The sequence below is a fragment of the bacterium genome (assembly GCA_016702305.1).
In the GTDB taxonomy this organism is placed as follows: Bacteria; Electryoneota; RPQS01; order RPQS01; family RPQS01; genus JABWCQ01.
In genome coordinates, this window is the sequence record JADJEH010000001.1 from 186,883 (window position 1) to 206,547 (window position 19,665).

Consider the following 19,665-nt stretch of genomic DNA (forward strand, 5'->3'; position numbering starts at 1 on the left):
TCGGCGGCCGTTTTGAAAGGGAATGGCAGCCGCGCGGGAGGCGGCGAACCGGAGCAAGCGGCGAAGGCGAATATCAGAGACAGCGAGGCAAGGGTCAGGAGAAGCGGACGAAAACGGGTCATTGGGTTTGGGGTCGAAAGAGTAAGGGCGGGTCGGCGCGAGGCTTATCCCAAAGACGACGGGAACTGGAAAAAGTTCCACCAGATTCCGGCTGACATGCATCAAATGCAGTATTAACAGTGCTGTGGGGTGCCCGTGCCGGAACCTCACCCGGAGGATTGCCGGGGCGTTCCTTGAATGAGACGCGGATATTGTGTATAATAGGCCTCGATTTAGGTAGCCATAGACTTCATGCCCCACAAGATTACATCGCAAACGTCTGATCCGCTGGTCGGCACCGGAAGCTCGCTGCACGGGACGCCGCGCGTGGACGCGAACCTCGACTCCCCGACGGAGAACTTAGCTGCGGTGCGCGTGTTGCGCCGGGCGCATTCGCATGATACCATCGTTGCCGTGCGCGGCGTGGCGATTGGTGGACAAGAGCTGACCATTATCGCCGGTCCGTGCGCAGTGGAAACGCCGCAGCAACTGTTCGCGGCGGCGGAGTTGGCGGCGGCAAGCGGTGCGCATTTGCTGCGCGGCGGCGCGTTCAAGCTGCGGACATCGCCTTATGCGTTTTCGGGATTGGGTGAGGCGGGGTTGAAGCTGTTGAGTGAGGCACGGCGCGTGTCAGGCTTACCCGTGGTGACGGAAGTGGTGGATGAAGAGAGCGTGCTGCTGGCGGCGGCGCATGCGGACATGCTGCAGATCGGCACGCGTAATATGCACAACTATGTGCTGCTGAAGCAAGCGGCGGCGACAGGCAAGCCGATTCTATTGAAGCGCGGAATGGCGGCGACGCTTGAAGAATTTTTGCAGGCCGCTGAATATATTCTGGCGGCGGGTAATGCGCAAGTCGTATTGTGCGAACGGGGGATTCGGACATTCTCGGATTTCACGCGCAATACGCTCGATTTGAACATCGTGCCTGCGCTGAAACTGATGACACACCTGCCGGTGATCACCGATCCTTCGCACGGCACGGGCCGCCGCGATCTGGTGATTCCCATGGCGCGCGCTTCGGTGGCAGCGGGCGCGGATGGCGTGTTAATCGAGATGCATCCTGATCCTGAGCGGGCGCTGTCGGACGGCTATCAGTCGCTTGATCCCGAGGAGTTCGGCGAACTCATGCATGACCTGTCACGCATAGCCACCGCGGTGGGTCGTACAGTGACGCGCCGTGGTCAGTAGCGGACTCAGCACGCGCATACGGGCCGCGCGTGAACCGTTGCGAGGCAGCTTAGCCCTGTCCGGCGACAAATCGGTTTCTATACGAAGAGCGCTATTTGCGCTCTTTTCGCACCGGGACGTTCGCCTGCAGAATTACGGCACGGGCGAGGATTGTCAGACGGCGCTGCTGTGTCTTGAAGCCCTGGGACAGACGGTCGAACGCACGGCTGATGAAATCGTCATTCGCAGCGGACCTCTGCGCAGCGGGGTGACGCTGGACTGCCGTAATTCGGGCACGACGGCGCGGTTGTTAATGGGGCTATTGGCCGGGCGGGACGGGACGTGGATCATGCGAGGCGATGAGTCACTCTCGCGGCGACCCATGGCGCGCGTAACGGAACCGCTCGCAAAAATGGGCGCGCGGATTGATCTCGCCGACGGTAACAAGCTGCCCGCTCGAATCATGGGCAGCGCGCTGAGCGGATGCGATCACGATCTGCGGATCGCGAGCGCACAGGTGAAGAGCGCGGTACTCTTGGCCGGACTTCATGCTGACGGAGTCACGCGTGTGCGCGAACCACTACCTTCGCGGGATCATACGGAGCGGCTGTTGGGATTGCGGCAGAGTCCGGAACGCTTCTGGATGGTGGACTCGACGACGCTTGAGACCTTGCCGATTGACCTGGACGGTGTGATTCCGGGAGACATATCGAGCGCAGCGTTCTGGGCGGTGGCGGCGCTGCTGGTTCCGGGTTCTGAGATTGTGATTCCACGAGTGTTGTTGAATCCACTGCGCGCGGCGTGGTTTGACGCGCTGCGCACTGCGGGCGCGGACATTCAGGCGCATGTGGAGGGAGTCGTGTGCAATGAGCCGGTGGGCACGCTGCGCATTCGGCATAGCGAGCTCCGTCCGCTGCATGTGCGCGCGGCCGATGTACCCGGGTTGATTGATGAGATTCCAGCGCTGACGGTACTAGCAACGACGATACCCAATACGTCGAGATTTGAGGAGCTCCGTGAATTGCGCGTCAAGGAGAGTGACCGGCTGCAAGTTGTCGCGGATCATCTGCTGGCGCTGGGTGTGTGCGTGGCGGTGGAGGGCGACGATCTCGTTGTCAACGGCGGAGCGGAGTTGCGCGGGACAGACTTAAACTCGTACGACGATCATCGCATTGCCATGGCCTTCGCGTTGGCCGGACTGGTGGCGAGTGGCGAGACGACGATCCATGACGCGGATTGCGCTGCCGTGTCATATCCTGAATTCTTCGCGGAATTGAATAAGCTAACCCACGACTCGGTCGTAATGTATAATCCATGAGCTATCGCTTCGGCCTGATCGGCGAACATATTGCATCGAGTTTGTCGCCCGTGCTTTTCTCGTGGGCTTTTCAGCACACGGGCACGTCGGGTTCGTATACGCTCTTTGACTTTCCGCGCAGGCTGGCGCGCTCGTTTCTGCTGCGCGCGCGTGTGGATTGGGACGGATTGAACGTGACCGCGCCGCACAAAGACCTGGCGTATACGCTGTGCGATGAGCTGTCGGAGACGGCGCGCACGGCGCGAGCGGTGAATACGCTCGTGCGGAGACAGGGGCGGTTGATCGGCTACAATACCGACGTCGCGGGTTTTCGCTACGCGCTTGAACAACGGCTCGAAGAGGTTTCGAAAGTCGAGCGCGTGCTGGTTATCGGCACGGGCGGCGCTGCTCGCGCGGCGATGATCGCGGTCAGTCAGGTTGTGCAGCCGTTGGAGTTGGCGATTGCATCGCGGCGTCCGGCGGATGCGATCGAGCGCGTGGCGCCAGTGCTGCCCGCACCGTACGCGCCGGTGCTGTTGACACACGCAAAGGCCCGGCGGAGGCTGCCGGAGTTTGATTTGATTGTGCAGGCGACGCCGGTCGGGCACATGGCCAATCCGGGTTTTCCACTGGAACCGCCATTCACGTTTAAGCCGGGTGCGCTGGTGTTCGATCTCATTTACTCACCGCGCAAAACGCTCTTTCTGGAGGCGGCTCGTTCGTTTGGCGCGGTGACGGAAAACGGGTTGGTGATGTTGTTGGCGCAAGCTGCCGAGAGCTATCAGATCTGGACGGGTCAGCCGTTTCCGCTGGAATTGGCGGTGCGTGAACTCTTGCCGGACCTGCGTAATTCATGATTCGATTCCTTACGGCAGGCGAAAGCCACGGACCGGGTCTGACGGGGATTCTGGAAGGGATGCCGGCGGGACTTGCGATTACCGAAGCGGAGATCGCGGCGGATCTTGCGCGTCGTCAAAAGGGACATGGACGCGGCGGGCGCATGCAAATTGAAACGGACATCGCGAAGATTCTTGGCGGCGTGCGTTACGGTCAGACGCTGGGATCGCCGATCGCGCTGTTTATCGAGAATCGCGATTGGGAAAATTGGCGCGTAAAGATGGCGATTGATGATCCCGGTGCTGAATTGCGCAGCGAGAAGTTAACCAACCCGCGGCCCGGGCACGCGGATTACGCGGGATCTTTGAAGTATCAGCAGGACGACATCCGCAATATCATCGAGCGTTCGTCGGCGCGCGAGACGACGATGCGCGTGGCGTTAGGGGCGATCTGCCGCAAGTTTTTCGGCGAATTTGGCGTGCGCGTCTATTCGCATGTCGTGAAAATTGGTGGCGTGACCGCCGCAGGGCTGGAGAGCGATGCACCGCTTGAAGAGTATTTTGCGCGAGTGGAAAAGAGCCCGGTGCGCTGCGGAGATGCGAGCGCCGAGCGCGCCATGATGGAGGTTATTGATCGCGCGGTCGAGACGAAAGACACGGTTGGCGGAGTGTTTGAAGTGATCGTTGCGGGGCTGCCGGTGGGACTCGGGAGTTTTGTACACTTCGACCGGCGGCTCGACGGTATCTTGGCGCAGGCAATGGTCTCGATTCATGCGATGAAAGGCGTCGAGTTCGGGATGGGCTTTGAGGTCGCCGATGTGTACGGGAGTCAGGTGCACGACCGACTCTATCCGGCAGCGGACGGCGCCCGGCGGCGCACGAATGCGGCGGGCGGAACGGAAGGCGGAATGAGCAACGGTGAGCGCATCGTGATGCGCGTGGCGATGAAGCCGCTGTCGTCGCTGATGCAGCCGCTCGACTCGGTTAATCTGGCGACGGGCGAGGCGATTGCCGCGTTGCGCGAGCGCAGCGACGTCTGTGCGGTGCCCGCGGCGGGTATCGTCGGCGAAGCGATGGCGCTGTTGGCGCTGATGAATCCGTTTCTGGAAAAGTATGGCGGTGATTCCATGAGCGAGATTCATGCACACGCGGCGGCGACGCCGAGGTCGCCATGGCGATAGTTTACCTGTGCGGCATGCCGGGAGCGGGGAAGAGCACGCTCGGTCCGCTGCTGGCGGAGTTGCGCGCCCAGCCGTTCATTGACCTCGATACGATGATTGAGCAGCGCGCCGGAATGACGATTCCGGCGATTTTTTCATCGGTGGGTGAGGGACAGTTTCGAGATTTTGAGAATCTGTCGCTGGTGCAAGCGGCGTCGCGGGGAGACAGCGTGATTGCATTAGGCGGTGGCGCGCTGGAACGCGATGACAATCGCGACGTGATCATGGCGAGCGGATTGCTGATATTGCTCGAGGCGCCACTGCCGCTGTTGGCGGCGCGCACGATGTCGCAAGTCGGGCGACCGCTGTTTCGGGACGGTGAGTCGCTGGCCGAACGCGTCGGCGTACTGCAGATGCTGTGGGAACGGCGGCGGGAGTATTTTGAATTGGCAGCGCTGACATTTGAAACGGATGACGCCGACCCGCAGCAGACGGCCCTAAAGATATTCGAGGCCATTGATGGACTCGTTTAATTTGCGCACATCGAGCGGGATCGTACCAATTCGCTTTGCGCGGGCCGAGGCCGCGTGGATCGCGGCGGAGATCGCTGAGAGTTTTGGCGCGCGCAGGCCGCGGGTGCTGCTGGTGACGGATGAAAACGTGGCGCTGCATCACTTGCAGAGTGTGGCGGGCGCGCTGACGGGGCAGGGGTTTGACGTGACACCGGCCGTGATGGCGCAGGGAGAAGAGCAGAAGAAGTGGTCACGTGCCAAAGAGTTATTGGACATTCTCACGCAGAAGCGGTTTGCGCGGGATGACTTCGTCGTTGCCCTTGGCGGAGGCGTGGTGACGGATTTGGCGGGATTTGTCGCGAGCATCTATCTGCGCGGCATCGCGTGGGTGGCGGCGCCTACTTCGCTGTTGGGGATGGTGGATGCGGCGATCGGCGGGAAAACGGGCGTCAATCACGAGGTCGGGAAGAACTTGATCGGCTCGTTCTATCAGCCGAAGCTCGTGGTGGCCGAGCTGTCCATGCTGGGGACGCTTCCAGAGCGCGAATTGCGTTCGGGTGCGGCGGAGATCGTCAAAGGGGCGCTGCTCATCGGAGGCGAATTCTGGCAGGAGATGCGCGAGGCCGGACCCGATGCGCTGATGTGGAGCGGCGATCAGCTTGATCGTTTCATCGTGCGCGGTGCGCAGGTGAAGATTGAGATCGTCGCACGGGACGAACACGAGCAAGGCGAGCGGGTGCTGTTGAATCTGGGGCATACATTCGGTCATGCGCTCGAACAGGCGGCGGGGTATGGGACGTTCACGCACGGTGAGGCGGTGTTTCACGGGCTGCGGGCAATGCTCAGGATTGCGAAAGGAATGCTGATCATGAAGCCCGAGCCATTCCGGCTCATTGATGAATGGCTGGCGAAACTACCGCTGCCGGGCGTGCCGTGTGATGCCCGGGTGATCGGTGATGCGCTGCAAAGTGACAAGAAAAGTGCGGCCAAGCGGTTGCGGTGGGTGGTGCTGCGCGATGCGGGACAGCCGCTGGTGAGCGCCGAGGTGCCGAACGCGTTGGTGCGCGAGGTGGCGGAGTGGCTGGCCGATGACCTTGCTCATCGGCGTGCTATGCGGCCCGGGGCGCGGCCCAGGCGAGTGTTAGTACTCAATGGGCCGAATCTCAATTTGCTGGGCACGCGCGAACCTGCTGTATACGGAACGACGACGCATGACGACCTGGCGGAGCTCTGCAGGGCGTGGGCCGAGGAGCTGGGGATTGAGCTAATCGTGCGGCAAAGTAATTCGGAGGGGGAATACGTCTCCCTGTTACAGTGGTCGCGCAATTGGGCGGATGGGCTGGTGCTGAATCCGGGGGCGTTCACGCACACGTCGGTGGCGGTGCGCGACGCGCTGGCGGCAGTCTCATTGCCCGCCGTGGAGGTGCACATATCGGATCCTCTGCAACGGGAGGAGTTCCGACATGTCTCGCTGATTGCGGACCTGTGTCAGTTGAGTATTCGCGGGCAAGGGGTGGAGGGCTATCGGCAGGCTATAACGGATTTGGCGCAGATTCGACCGGAAACCCCGTAGACACGCGGGCGGTACAATGGATGCGAGGATGCGGCGGCAGGCTTGAAGTTCCGCCGCTTTTTTTGTAAGTTGAGTATTCACCGGAATCTATGGTCTCGATTTGTGAACACAATCACAAATCGTGAGCAAGATCGGCATCTTCCGGCTAAACTATTGATCATACAGGACTTTTGACAAGATGAGTGGCACGATTCACAATGTGGTCATCATCGGCTCCGGGCCGGCGGGTTTGACGGCGGCAATCTACGCCGGACGCGCCAACCTGAATCCAGTCGTTATTGACGGAATTCAGCCGGGAGGACAGTTGATGATAACCAGCGATGTCGAGAATTATCCGGGTTTTCCTGAGGGCGTTACCGGGCCGGAGTTGATGGACCTCATGCGGCGGCAGGCGGCGCGATTTGGCGCGACCTATATCGAAGATGAGGTGACGTCGCTGGAAGTCGGACAGCGGCCCTTCAAGATCAACCTCGGTTACCTCGAACCGATTTATGCGCATTCGGTGATATTAGCGTCGGGCGCATCGGCGAAGTGGCTGGGTCTCGAGAGCGAGAAGAAGCTGCAGGGCCGGGGTGTTTCGGCGTGCGCGACGTGCGACGGCTTCTTTTTCCGTGAGAAGGTCGTGGCGGTTGTCGGCGGCGGCGATACGGCGATGGAAGAGGCGTCCTATCTGACGCGGCATGCGTCGAAGGTGTATTTGATTCACCGCCGGGATTCGTTTCGCGCATCGAAAATTATGCAAGAGCGCTGCCTGACCAATCCCAAGGTCGAGGTGATCTGGAATACGCATATCCTGGAAGTTCTGGCGGACGCGAATCAGACGCACGTCAACGGTCTGCGGCTGAAAGACGCCATCACGGGCGCCGAGCGCAATTTGCCGATTGACGGTTTCTTCGTGGCCATCGGACACGAGCCGAATACGAAGATCATACGCGACATACTGAAGACTGACGAGAATGGTTACGTGCTGCACCATCCTGATTCGTCGTGGACGGATATCGAGGGATTGTTCGTGGCGGGTGACGTGCATGATCATCACTATCGTCAGGCGATCACGGCGGCGGGCGCGGGCTGCATGGCAGCGATTGACGCCGAAAAATGGCTGGAAGCCGAAGCGCACGCGGGCAACCTCAGGCGCGTGGAACAAAATGCAACCGCGACGGCCTGAGCATGAGTGCAACTGAATACGACGTCGTCGTTCTGGGCGGCGGCCCCGGCGGCTACGTGGCGGCGATTCGCGCCGCGCAATTGGGTTTGAAGACGTGCGTGGTGGATGAGCAGCCGCTGGGCGGTATTTGCGTCAACTGGGGCTGCATTCCATCCAAGGCGCTCTTGAAGACGGCGGAACTCTATCAGAACATCCAGCACATCGCGCCAGAGATGGGCATTCACGCCAAAGTTGATGGCTTCGACTGGACGCGCGTTATCAAACGCTCGCGCGAAGTGTCGGAAAAGAATTCCTCAGGCGTTGAGTTCCTTGTGCGCAAGAGCAAGATTCACCGCCCCAACGGACGGTTTCGCATCGTCGGCGATCATGAAATCGAAGTGCATGAGCGCAACAAGCCGGACAAGGTGATTGACCGGATTCGCGGCAAGCACATGATTATCGCGACAGGCAGCACCAATCGGACGCTGCCCGGAGTGACGATTGATCGCAAGCGCATCATCACTTACATGGAGGCGATGTCCCTCGAAAAACAGCCGAAGGCGCTGATCATCGTCGGCGCGGGTGCGATTGGCTGTGAGTTCGCGTATTTCTACCAGGCGCTGGGGACGCAGGTGACGCTTATTGAAGTGCAGCCGCGTATTCTGCCGCTGGAAGACGTCGAGTCAAGCAAAGTCGTCGAGACATCGTTTAGGAAGAGCGGCATGAACGTGCTGACCAACTCACGCGTCAGCTCGATCACCGCGACGGACAAGGGCGTTGCGGTACAGCTTGAGGGCGGCGACAAGCCGCTGGCGGCGGACCACTGTCTGGTGGCGATCGGATTCGCCGCGAACGTTGAGGGCTGGGGTTTTGACAAGACCGGCGTGGCGCTGGAACGCGGATTCATCAAAGTTGATCCGTTCCATCGCACCAACGTGCCGGGCTATTATGCGATTGGCGACGTGGTGGGTGCGCCGCAGCTCGCGCATACGGCGTCGCACGAGGGTGTGATTTGCGTGGACGCGATTGCGGGTAAGCATCCGCATCCGATGGACTACTCGAACAATCCGGCCTGCACGTATTGCCAGCCGCAGGTCGCGAGCGTGGGATACAGCGAAGAGAAATGCAAAGAGCTTGGCATTGAGTACAAAGTCGGTAAGTTTCCGTTCAGCGCATCAGGCAAGGCGCGCGCGATCGGGCACACCGAAGGGCATGTCAAACTCCTGTTCGACCGCAAGTACGGCCAGTTGATCGGCGCGCACATCGTCGGCTCGGAAGCGACTGAGATGATCGCGGAGCTGGCGCTGGCGAAGTCGCTTGAATGCACGGCCGAGACGATCTATCAAACCGTGCATGCGCATCCGACGTTAACCGAAGCGGTCATGGAAGCCGCGCTGGCCGCGGATGACCGCGTCATTCATATGTAACGAATTGGAGTTCACTCATGAAGTTGCTCCTACTCTTGCTCGTGCTGCTGTGCGGCGCGGCGTACGCCGAAGACTACACCACTCTGCCGCAACTGGCGCAGGTGGAACAGCTTGATGTCCGCTCGGCGCCGCCGCGCGTGATGCCGCTTTATGAACAAGGATGGAATGAAGGCGTTAGCGCCGGAGACGCGCGTGCCGGCAAGATCGGCTGGTTTGGCATGGGCTTGCTGGGCAATGTGCCGTTCGTGTGGCTGCCGTGGGTGGTAGAGCCGCGCCGACCGGCCAAGCCGCCGATTCAAGCTGAAGAAGAATTCAACAGCGGATTCAAAAACGGCTACCGCGCCGGATGGAAGAACGCGCACAAGGGATTCTATATCGCCGGGGCGGTCATCTCCACTGCGGTTTATGGAGTTATGATCGCAGACAACCAAGGATGGCTCGAGCAATCCAAGAGTGTAGATGAATGAAACTACTCTTCCTGCCACTGATTCTGGCTTTGTTCCTTTGTGGCTGCGGCAAGAAGGCCGAAGAATCGAATGTCCAACAGGCGAAGCCGCAACAAGAGATGCGCACGGCGGATCCGGCGGCGTTCGTGACGGCGACGTTTCACAGCGAACAGCAGACGAAGCGGGACTCACTGCGCAAGCAGATTGATTCGCTGACCGCACAATCGGTCATTGACCGCAAGCAGGTGGTGCAACTGGTCAACCGCCGCAAGGGCGAATTGATGAGTATCAAGAAGAGTATCCGCAACAGCACGATGTACAACGCGACGCAGCGCGATTCCCTGATCGCGCCGCTCGACGACGAATCCCTTGAACTGGCCGGCGATCTGGTCGCCGTGTCGAAATAAAAGACCCTACATGGCCAAGAACATCACCCCTCGCAGCAAAGATTACTCCGAGTGGTATCTCGATCTCGTTCGTGAAGCGAAACTTGCCGATTACTCGCCCGTTAAAGGCTGCATGGTGATCCGACCCAATGGCTATGCCATTTGGGAAGGCATTCAGCGGCAGCTTGACAAGATGTTTAAGGAGACGGGGCACGTCAACGCGTATTTCCCGATGTTGATTCCGCAGAGCTTCATGGAAAAGGAAGCCGAGCACGTCGAGGGATTTGCGATGGAATGCGCGGTCGTGACACACTCGGGATTGGAGCCGGATGGCACGGGTAAGCTTAGACCGAAGGGCAAGCTCGAAGAGAATTATGTGCTGCGTCCAACATCGGAGACGGTGATCTGGGCCAAGTACAAAGACTGGATTCAGAGCTATCGCGACTTGCCGATTCTCATCAACCAGTGGGCGAATGTCTATCGCTGGGAGATGCGCACGCGGTTGTTCCTGCGCACGGCGGAGTTCCTGTGGCAAGAAGGGCATACGGCGCACGCGTCGGCAGAAGAGGCGGTCGAAGAGACGCTGAAAATGCTGAATGTATATCGCGATTTCGCTGAGAATTACATGGCGATGCCTGTGCTGCACGGATTGAAGAGTGAAGGCCAGAAGTTCCCAGGCGCAGTCAATACCTATTGCATCGAGGCTATGATGCAGGATAAGAAGGCGCTGCAGGCGGGAACATCGCATTTTCTCGGTCAGAATTTCGCTAAGGCATTTGATGTGCAGTTCCAGACCGACCGCAACACGCTCGACTATGTGTGGGCAACGTCGTGGGGCGTATCAACGCGATTGATTGGCGCGATCATTATGGCGCATGGTGATGATGATGGCGTGATCATTCCGCCGCGTCTGGCGCAATGGCCGGTGATCATGATTCCGATTGCCAAGAGTGCCGATGAGCGCGCCCAGGTGATGCAGGCGATGCACACCATTGGCGCCGAGCTGAAAACGCATCAGATTGGCTTCCGCATTGACGAACGCGACAATGTCACGCCGGGCTTCAAGTTCGCCGAGGCGGAGTTGTACGGTTATGCGGTTCGCATTGAACTTGGGCCGCGCGACCTTGCCGCGGGGAACTGCGTTGTGACGCTGCGCCACAACCGCGAGAAGATCACGCTGCCGTTAACGGCCGTCGCCGGTCAGGTGCCCGCGCTGCTTGAACGCGTGCAAAATGAGCTCTTTGCGCAGGCAAAAGCGCGGATGAAAGAGAATACCCACAAGGTTGATTCCTACGCCGATTTCAAGGACTTCATCAAGGCTGATTCGGGCTTCGCGCTGGTGCATTGGGCGGGTGATACGGCCGACGAAAAGCGCGTACAGGATGAAACAAAAGCCACTTTGCGCGTGATTCCGATGGAGGGCGAAATGGAACCCGGCGTGTGCATGCTGACAGGCAAGCCCGCGACGCAGCGCGTGATCTTCGCTAAGTCGTACTAAGTATATTTGATTGGGTCGGGTCCCGGACGATTCTTACCCGCATTGCGGAGGTGCAACATGGTTGGCGCTTCTCGATCCGCAAGTTTCTCGCTGCTGCTTGTGCTCGTCATGTTTATGATGGCGCAAGCGGCCGACTATTCCAACGGTTTGTCGTGGGGATTCACGCGGACGTATTGGGAGGGCACATGGTACGGAGACGGTTATGCTGAAGCTGGGACGGGCGGCAATGTAATCGGGCTGCGGCACGAGCGGTCCATCGCCGAGCATACGCTGTTAGCGATTGTCGGCAGCTACAGTTGGATGGGACACACGACGACGACGCTGCGGGAGCCCGTGATTTTCGATCCTGAAACGGACGAGGTGATCTCCGGAGGCTCATTGGATACGCGCACGGACAAGACTTATTTCCGTGAGGCGGAATTGGCGGCGCATGTTCACTACTTTCTCGATGATCGGGGCCGTCAGAAGTTCTACGTCGGCGGAGGACCGTCGGCACGATGGGGAGCGGCCGGGAAACGGGAGCAGGACGCGCATCGCGCCGAGTTTCATACGCAGGCGGCCTGGTTCGGCTTCTCGGCACTGGCCGGGTTGCGGCAACAGTGGAGCGAAGACGGACTCGTGACGTTTTTCGAGCCGCGGCTGCTGTGGAGCCCGGATGGAGCGGATCGCTATCAGACGACGTTCCCGCCAGTTAATTTGATTTTGTCCATGGGTATTCTCTGGTAATTGCTTTGAGCGAAACTGAATCTACTGCAAATTCGGCGGAACGCGTGGCGCCGACCGGTCTTGTACTGATTAACACCGGCGACGGCAAGGGCAAGACGACCGCGGCGCTGGGCACCGTGCTGCGAGCGGTCGGCTACGGGCATCGGGTGCTCATTGTTCAGTTCATCAAAGGGAGCTGGACTTACGGCGAGATGAAGTCCATTCAACGGCTCGAACCGGAGGTGGAGTTTCACCGGATGGGCAAGGGGTTTGTCGGGATTCTCGATGACACTTTACCGCGTGAAGTGCATGAGCAGGCCGCGCGGGCGGCGCTGGATTTTGCGGTGGAACGCATGCAGTCGGGCGACTATCAGCTTGTCCTGCTGGATGAGATTTTTGTGGCAGTAATGTTGAAGCTGCTGACGGTGGCCGATATACACCGTGTGCTCGACCTCCGTCCGGAGGCAACGACGCTGATTCTGACGGGCCGCGGCGCGCCGCCGGAAATTATCGAACGCGGTGATACCGTGACGGAAATGAAAGAAATCAAACACGCTTATCAGCGGGGGATCCTCGCGATCCGCGGGGTGGACTACTGACCTTGAACGAATCACAAGAAAACAAGAAGCAAAATTCCAATAAGGTGCCGCAGGTGGGCGGGAAGAAATTCAATTTCTCGCTGTGGTACCTTGTGGCCGTGCTGCTTGCGCTGTTCATTGCGCAGGCGTATATGGGCGGACAGCAATTTGAGAAGCTGTCCTATTCGAAATTCAAAGAGTTGCTCAACGAAGACCGGATCAAGAACGTCATCATCACGCAGGAGAACATTCGCGGCGACGCAATGATTGATTCCGCCGGCGTGATGGTGCAGACGCCGTTTGAAGCGGTGCGCGTGGAAGATTCTGAGCTCGTCAAGCAGCTTGAAGCCAAAGGCATTGAATTTGAGGGCCGGTTTGAGTCGGACTGGATCAAAGGCTTTTTCTTCGCCTGGATTTTGCCGCTGGGCATCATCATCCTGCTGTGGAGTTTCGTGATCCGGCGGATGGGCGGGGGCGGCACAGGCGGTCTGATGTCATTCGGCAAGTCGCGCGCGAAAGTCTATGTCGAAAGCACGACAAAGATCAATTTCAGCGATGTGGCGGGAATTGATGAAGCCGTCGAAGAGCTGAAAGAAGTGGTGGATTTTCTCAAGCATCCGGCAAAATTCCGCGCGCTGGGCGCGCAGATACCTAAGGGCGTTATGCTTGTGGGACCGCCGGGCACGGGCAAGACATTGCTGGCGCGCGCCGTCGCGGGTGAAGCAAATGTGCCGTTTTTCTCGATCTCGGGTTCGGACTTCGTTGAGATGTTCGTCGGCGTCGGCGCGGCTCGTGTGCGCGACTTATTTGCCCAAGCGCAGACTAAAGCGCCGTGTATCGTCTTCATTGACGAGTTGGACGCCCTGGGCAAGGCGCGCGGCGCGAACCCGTGGGCAAGTCATGACGAGCGCGAGCAGACGTTGAACGCGCTGCTGGTTGAGATGGACGGTTTTGAATCGTCGAAAGGCGTGATTATCATGGCCGCGACCAACCGTCCCGAGATTCTCGACATGGCGCTGATGCGGCCCGGCCGTTTCGATCGTCAAGTGGTCGTGGATCCGCCGAATATTGATGGACGCGAAGCGATCTTGAAGGTTCACATCAAGGGCAAAAAGGTCGCCAAGGAAGTGAATCTGCGGGTGATCGCGGCGCGGACGCCGGGATTTGCCGGGGCGGATTTGGCCAATGCGATCAATGAAGCTGCGCTATTGTCGGCGCGGCGCGGTAAAAAAGAGATCGGCATGCGCGAGCTCGAAGAAGCGGTTGATCGTGAAGTGACCGGTATCGAACGCCGCAGCCGGGTGATGACGCCGAAGACGAAAGAGAAGATCGCCTATCACGAGTGCGGGCATGCGCTGGTCGGTGCAAAACTGCCCAACACGGACCCCATTCACAGAGTCTCGATCATTCCCCGCGGCACATCAACCTTGGGTCATACGCTCTATTTGCCCGCCGAAGAGCAGCATTTGATTTCGAAGCAGGAGATCATTGACAAGATCAAAGTCGCCCTGGGCGGGCGGGCCGCCGAAGAACTTATCTATGGCGAAATTACGTCCGGCGCCTACAGCGACTTGCAGCAGGTGACCGCCATGGCGCGGGCGATGGTGATGGACTACGGTATGTCGGAAAATCTGGGTCAGGTCGTCTACCGCCGCCGCAGCACATCGCCGCGTGACAATCCGTTCCAGACGCAGGACGACTATTACGGCGACAAGACCGCCGAGGCGATTGATCACGAAGTGCGGACGATTATTGACACGTGTTATGAAGAAGCCAAACGTATCTTGGGCGAACACGTTGATCTGCTGCGCGACATGACGACAGAGCTGCTCAAGGTTGAGATCCTGGAGGGTGACGCGCTGGCCCAATTCTTGGGCAAGGATCGCATCACGGACTATTCGGCGCACGCGGCAACCGTCACGCCGGACGAACCTGCGGCGACGGAGGGTCAGACTTCACCGGACGAAGACGATCCGAACGTTGGCAAAAAGGTTGATCGAGCCGGTTGATTTGCGCCAGTTTCGCTGTTTGCCGACCGACTTCTGCAAGCTGTTCGCGTTTTGCGACGGCAAATGCACCAAAGCCGGACGGCAGTGGCGGTTTTTAGGCATTTCCTATGATTTGCGGCAGGCACGAGCCTTGCCGCTGTGATGACTACACCAGCCGAAGGATGATACTTATGTGGCCGCTCGTCTTACTTCTACTGCTTTCCGCCGTGACTTTTGCGGAAGAGCAACCGCCCGTGCAAATAAACTTCAATCTTGTGCAGGTCAACAAGTACCCGGCGCAGGAAGAAGTGCTTGCCGATGTCGTCGCGCCGGGGCAGCGCATTGTGATCGACGTGGGTAACAGCGAGACGATGCTGCAATATCTGGCGGCGACGGCGCGTGTGCCGGTCAAGGTGCGGTCCGTTGCTTACTCGATCAGCGGCTCCACCACTGACGCCATAACCATTGATTGGGACACGCACCGCGTATTCTATGCGCCAAGCGGCACCGACTCATTTCTTGTCTCATCATCGCGCACCGGCTGTCCGGGCACCGAAGTCGCCCCGTCGGTCGCGGTCGCGTTTCCGACGAAGGGGGGTTGGAGCGATCCGCCGATCCGGTTCGGCCCGCTGACAGCCAACACGACGTGTCCGCTTGGGCACGGCTTCACGCTGGAAGTCAACGGGCAGGGCGGTATGGCGCCGCGAGTGAAACTGATAGAAGGTAATTCCTCTATGTATGGCAAACGATAGGGGCTGGACGGACACTTGGAAAAACGAACAAAGCGGGCGATGAGGTGACTCATCGCCCGCTTTGCATTTCCGGCGGCCAGACTCGCTTAGAGTTTCAGGCGAATGCGGCGCAACTCAGCTTTTGAGCCCGCGCCCATTTCGTATTTTGCTCCGTCAATCGTGTACCATTCGCCGACGCCTTGTACGGGCGAAAACGGGCGCGGCAGATAGAGATATGTGCTCGGCGTACCGCATGTCCCGAGTAGAATGAGGCGCTCGCCTTTCTGATTGCGGCAGATGTCCATCACCATGCCGACCCAGCTCTCCTTTTCGTTCCGCAGAGCGATAATCAGATCGCCGATGGCAACGGAATCATCCACGATCCCTTCGGTCTCGCGGCGCAGCGCGATGGCGCCCATCTCTTCGGCGACAAAGCTCAAGTACTGCTCGAAGTTGCCGCGACTGCCGTCAGGGCCGACCTGCTGAACAAACGTAAAGCGACCGCCAGTCTTCCGGGGACGCAGGCCGTCGTACCAGTCGCTCCAGCGCGCCGGCTGGCCGTTGTCGAGCGGGAAGGCGATCTCGCCGCGGCGGCCATGCTCCCATAGATAGTCGCCCCACAGCCGCACGACGCCGTCCACGCCCGCGTCCTGCGCGTTGTCGTATGGCTCGATGCGGGTCTTACCGAGAATCGTCTCGTCGCACAGTACAGTCTTTCCGTCACCTGCCAGGATTTCGACAACCGGATCAAGCGGTGTGGCGCGGAGCGTCGCCGCGAAATCTCCCGCGACCTTGCCCACCCGGACGTAACCCGGAGGGGTCGGTATGTCGCCAATCGTCTGCGCAGTGGTATGTGCCGCGCCGATAAACAGCATCAGCACGAGGAGTAGGTGTTTCATGTTGCTCAGGGGAAGAAGAATAGGAATCTCACACCGACAGCCGCCAACACAGCCAACAGAATACCACGAAACATGCGCGCACGCATGCGCGAGACCAGGACTTTGCCAAAATAGGAACCGGCGACCATCAGGACGGCCAGCGGCAACAGCAGCATGACGTCTTTCATGGTCAGAACCGATGTGCCGCCCCAGACGCCGATCTTGGCGATGTGCGTGCCTGCCGCCGCCAGCGCTTCGGTTCCCAGAAAGCTCTCTTTGATCAGGCCGTAGCGCAGAAAATAGGGTGCGACGATCAGGCCCGCGCCGCCGACCACACCGCTGGAGACACCGGCCGGAATGCCGATCCAGCGAATCGCCGACAGGGTGGCCGTCTTAGGCCATTGCACGCGCAGGAAATTCAGGCCGACATAGATGACCAGATAAGCGCCGAGGATGCGGGCAATCCAATCGGCCGGAAGATAGGAGTATGCAAGTGCGCCGATCGCGGCGCCGGGCATTGCTGTAATTAAGAATGCGCGCAATACCTGCCAGTCAATGCCCGAGCGCGCAAACCACGCACGTGAGAAATTACCGGCGAGCAGAAGCAACGAGAGATAGGGCACGGCCAAGCGCATGCCGACGACTTCGGCGAGAATCGGCAGATAGACCATACCGCCGCCGACGCCGGCTACACCCGACACGGTTGAAGCGAGCAGCGCGCCGGCCGCTAGAATCAGATAATCCGAAGTCGGCAATCGATCAACCGCCGCCGGCGCCAGCGCTCTGCAGATCGGGATCGGTCAGCTTGCGCGGATCGAGAATGTCCTTGATCTGTGCTTCGGTCAAGAGCTTGTGCTCGCGAATAAGATCCACGATTGACTTCCCCGTCTTCACGGATTCTTTGGCGAGTTCGGCGGCCTTCGCATAGCCAATGTACGGATTCATGATCGTGGCCATGCCGACGGACGATTCGAAATACATTTGACAGCGGGCGCGGTCCACGGTGATGCCGTCCAGACATTTCTGCGCGAAGACTTCGATCGCGTTTCTCATGATGTGCAGAGCCTGCTGCAAATTGTAGTTCACGACGGGCATCATCACATTCAGATCCATCTGTCCGGCCTGTGCGCAATAGGCGACCGTCTGGTCGAAACCGACCACCTGATAGCAGACCTGGTTCATCATCTCGGCCATCGAGGGATTGACCTTGCCGGGCATAATAGACGAACCGGGCTGCACGGCAGGCAGATAGATTTCCTGCAGACCCGTGCGCGGACCGCTCGAGAGCAGACGAATGTCGGAAACGATTTTACCGAGTTCCAAAGCCAAGAGCCGCAAGGCAGACGAAAAGTATAGGAAGTCGCCGAGGCTTTGTGTGACCTCGATCAGGTTTTCAGCCGGCTGAAAGGCGATGCCCGTGCGTGCGGAAATTTCCTGGGCGATGCGCACACGGTACTCGGGATGCGCATTCATGCCCGTCCCGGCGGCGGTGCCGCCCAAATTGAGTTGGCGCAGGCCAAGTTCCGCTTCGACGAGGCGAGCGCGGCAGCGCTTCATGATCATCGCGTAGCCGCCGAACTCCTGACCAAGACGAATGGGCACGGCATCCTGCAAGTGCGTGCGCGCACTCTTGATGACATCGTCAAATTCGCGGGCTTTCGAATCAAGCGCGCCGACCGCGAGATCCACGGCCTTCAGCAGATCGGGGAATTTCATGGAGAGTCCGATGCGCATCGCCGCCGGATACGTGTCGTTCGTGGACTGCGCCATGTTGACATGGTCGTTGGGATGCACCCTGCTGTAGTCGCCGAGCTGCAAGCCCAGCAACTGCGCGGCGCGGTTGGCGATCACTTCGTTGACATTCATGTTCGTCGAAGTGCCCGCGCCAGCCTGATAGACGTCCACGACAATCTGGTCGGCGTGCTTGCCGGCGAGCAATTCGTCGGCGGCGCTGATAATGGCCTGTACTTGCTGGTCGGTGAGCAAGTGCAGATCGCGGTGCACCACTGCTGCGGAGCGCTTGATCGTGACGTAGGCCTTAACAAACACCGGATGCGGCCGCAGCCCGGAAATTGGATAATTGGCGACCGCGCGCGCGGTTTGTACGCCGTAGAACGCGTTGGCCGGGACTTGGAGTTCCCCCAGCGAATCCTTCTCGATGCGAAATTCCGTACTCATGAGATATGTGCTTGGATTATTCGTTCGCCACGCCATCCGGCAGCGTCAGATCGTCGCGCCGCTCGCCGGTCAGTTCAAACATGCGTTCGAGCGCGTGACGGGCACGCGAACGCACGGGTTCATCTATAGTAATCTCAAATTGCATCTTCAACAACGCCTGTTCAACATCGTCCATCGAGATCGCCTTCATGAAGCGGCAGATTTTGCAGGCGCGATAGAAATTCTTGTCGGGCACACTAATTTGCAGCAGGTCCGACAGACCGCATTCGGTTACCGCGAGGAAATTCGTCGCGGCGCTTTGCTGAGCGTATTCGACCATGCCTGATGTGGACAGCGCGGCGTCGGCCAAGGCCACGACGTCGTCGCGGCATTCGGGATGCACGAGAATCTTGATGCCGGGAATCTGCCGCCGCATCGTCTGCACCGTTTCAGGTGTGATCTGGTGATGCACGTAACAGTAGCCGTCCCACGCGATAACTGTCTTATCGGGCACATGCCGAGCCACATGGCGCGCCAGATTCTGGTCGGGAACGAACAGAATGTGCTGACTTTCGAGCGAACGAACGACGGACACGGCGTTGGAACTTGTGCAGCAGGCGTCGGACTGCGCCTTCACGTCAGCCGTGGTGTTGACGTAGGTGACGACCTGCAAATCGGGATAGGTCTTGCGCAACTCCGCGGCGCGCGCGGCGACGTCAGGTCCCGTCGCGGTATCCGCAAGCGAACAGCCCGCCGCGAGATTCGGCAGCAGCACGGTCTTTGATGGATTGACAATCTTCGCCGTCTCGGCCATGAAATGCACGCCGCAGAACACGATGACTTCAGCGTCGCGCACCTGCGCCGCTTGCAGCGACAAACCGAGCGAATCACCCATAAAATCGGCGATCTCGAAAATTTCGGGCCGCTGGTAGTTATGCGCCAGCACCACCGCATTGCGCTCACGTTTCAAACGGCGAATGCGTTCGATCGAGGCGGCCAGCGGCGCAACGCGATCCTCAGTGTAATACTCAGGATCAAGGCAGTGCAGTTTGTCATGCAGAAGAGTCGTGCTCATCA

General features: G+C 59.4%; 19 protein-coding genes. 15 read left to right on the forward strand and 4 right to left on the reverse strand.

The window, feature by feature from the left end; translation table 11 throughout:
- Window positions 1-351: 351 nt before the first annotated feature.
- The 15 genes from aroF (at window position 352) to IPH10_00700 (ending at window position 15,574) form a co-directional block, all read left to right on the forward strand.
- Window positions 352-1,290 (forward strand): 3-deoxy-7-phosphoheptulonate synthase, encoded by a 939-nt coding sequence (aroF, locus tag IPH10_00630; GenBank protein MBK6909433.1) that lies wholly within the window; start codon window positions 352-354, stop codon window positions 1,288-1,290.
- Window positions 1,280-2,587 carry a 3-phosphoshikimate 1-carboxyvinyltransferase gene (aroA, locus tag IPH10_00635; GenBank protein MBK6909434.1) on the forward strand — a complete coding sequence of 436 codons (1,308 nt, stop codon included), beginning with the start codon at window positions 1,280-1,282 and terminating at the stop codon, window positions 2,585-2,587. Before aroF ends, aroA begins: the two co-directional genes overlap by 11 nt.
- Window positions 2,584-3,423: a shikimate dehydrogenase gene (locus tag IPH10_00640; protein ID MBK6909435.1), complete on the forward strand. Its 840-nt coding sequence runs from the start codon at window positions 2,584-2,586 to the stop codon at window positions 3,421-3,423. Before aroA ends, IPH10_00640 begins: the two co-directional genes overlap by 4 nt.
- A complete protein-coding gene (aroC, locus tag IPH10_00645) occupies window positions 3,420-4,583 on the forward strand; it encodes a chorismate synthase (protein MBK6909436.1) in 1,164 nt (387 codons plus the stop codon). The genes IPH10_00640 and aroC overlap by 4 nt, the downstream gene beginning before the upstream one ends.
- Complete coding sequence (locus tag IPH10_00650) at window positions 4,574-5,095, forward strand: shikimate kinase (protein MBK6909437.1); 522 nt, start codon at window positions 4,574-4,576, stop codon at window positions 5,093-5,095. The genes aroC and IPH10_00650 overlap by 10 nt, the downstream gene beginning before the upstream one ends.
- On the forward strand, window positions 5,082-6,647 hold the full coding sequence (aroB, locus tag IPH10_00655) for a 3-dehydroquinate synthase (protein MBK6909438.1): 1,566 nt from the start codon (window positions 5,082-5,084) through the stop codon (window positions 6,645-6,647). The genes IPH10_00650 and aroB overlap by 14 nt, the downstream gene beginning before the upstream one ends.
- Before the next feature lie 178 nt (window positions 6,648-6,825).
- Window positions 6,826-7,815: a thioredoxin-disulfide reductase gene (gene trxB, locus IPH10_00660; GenBank protein ID MBK6909439.1), complete on the forward strand. Its 990-nt coding sequence runs from the start codon at window positions 6,826-6,828 to the stop codon at window positions 7,813-7,815.
- Between the two features lie 2 nt (window positions 7,816-7,817).
- A complete protein-coding gene (lpdA, locus tag IPH10_00665; GenBank protein ID MBK6909440.1) occupies window positions 7,818-9,221 on the forward strand; it encodes a dihydrolipoyl dehydrogenase in 1,404 nt (467 codons plus the stop codon).
- Window positions 9,222-9,238: 17 nt separating this feature from the next.
- Window positions 9,239-9,688: a hypothetical protein gene (locus tag IPH10_00670; GenBank protein MBK6909441.1), complete on the forward strand. Its 450-nt coding sequence runs from the start codon at window positions 9,239-9,241 to the stop codon at window positions 9,686-9,688.
- Complete coding sequence (locus tag IPH10_00675) at window positions 9,685-10,074, forward strand: hypothetical protein (GenBank protein MBK6909442.1); 390 nt, start codon at window positions 9,685-9,687, stop codon at window positions 10,072-10,074. Before IPH10_00670 ends, IPH10_00675 begins: the two co-directional genes overlap by 4 nt.
- Window positions 10,075-10,084: 10 nt before the next feature.
- Window positions 10,085-11,551: a proline--tRNA ligase gene (locus IPH10_00680; protein MBK6909443.1), complete on the forward strand. Its 1,467-nt coding sequence runs from the start codon at window positions 10,085-10,087 to the stop codon at window positions 11,549-11,551.
- A gap of 57 nt (window positions 11,552-11,608) precedes the next feature.
- Window positions 11,609-12,277, forward strand: coding sequence for a hypothetical protein (locus IPH10_00685; protein ID MBK6909444.1), 669 nt, complete (start codon window positions 11,609-11,611; stop codon window positions 12,275-12,277).
- A 5-nt stretch (window positions 12,278-12,282) separates the two neighbouring features.
- The gene (gene cobO / locus IPH10_00690; protein MBK6909445.1) at window positions 12,283-12,855 is read left to right on the forward strand and encodes a cob(I)yrinic acid a,c-diamide adenosyltransferase; all 573 of its coding nucleotides are present in this window, start codon (window positions 12,283-12,285) and stop codon (window positions 12,853-12,855) included.
- 53 nt (window positions 12,856-12,908) lie between these two features.
- Window positions 12,909-14,843: an ATP-dependent zinc metalloprotease FtsH gene (gene ftsH / locus IPH10_00695; GenBank protein MBK6909446.1), complete on the forward strand. Its 1,935-nt coding sequence runs from the start codon at window positions 12,909-12,911 to the stop codon at window positions 14,841-14,843.
- Between the two features lie 170 nt (window positions 14,844-15,013).
- Window positions 15,014-15,574 carry a hypothetical protein gene (locus IPH10_00700; GenBank protein ID MBK6909447.1) on the forward strand — a complete coding sequence of 187 codons (561 nt, stop codon included), beginning with the start codon at window positions 15,014-15,016 and terminating at the stop codon, window positions 15,572-15,574.
- Between the two features lie 86 nt (window positions 15,575-15,660).
- Here IPH10_00700 and IPH10_00705 read toward each other — a convergent pair whose 3' ends face one another.
- Genes IPH10_00705 through nadA form a run of 4 tightly spaced genes read right to left on the reverse strand, consistent with a single transcriptional unit; the run spans window position 15,661 to window position 19,663 of the window.
- Window positions 15,661-16,452 (reverse strand): hypothetical protein, encoded by a 792-nt coding sequence (locus tag IPH10_00705; GenBank protein ID MBK6909448.1) that lies wholly within the window; start codon window positions 16,450-16,452, stop codon window positions 15,661-15,663.
- Window positions 16,453-16,457: 5 nt separating this feature from the next.
- Window positions 16,458-17,186, reverse strand: a complete 729-nt coding sequence (locus IPH10_00710; GenBank protein MBK6909449.1) for a sulfite exporter TauE/SafE family protein — start codon at window positions 17,184-17,186, stop codon at window positions 16,458-16,460.
- Window positions 17,187-17,190: 4 nt separating this feature from the next.
- Entirely contained in the window at window positions 17,191-18,609 is a 1,419-nt protein-coding gene (locus tag IPH10_00715) for an aspartate ammonia-lyase (protein ID MBK6909450.1), read from the reverse strand.
- A 16-nt stretch (window positions 18,610-18,625) separates the two neighbouring features.
- On the reverse strand, window positions 18,626-19,663 hold the full coding sequence (gene nadA, locus IPH10_00720; protein MBK6909451.1) for a quinolinate synthase NadA: 1,038 nt from the start codon (window positions 19,661-19,663) through the stop codon (window positions 18,626-18,628).
- Between the last annotated feature and the right edge of the window lie 2 nt (window positions 19,664-19,665).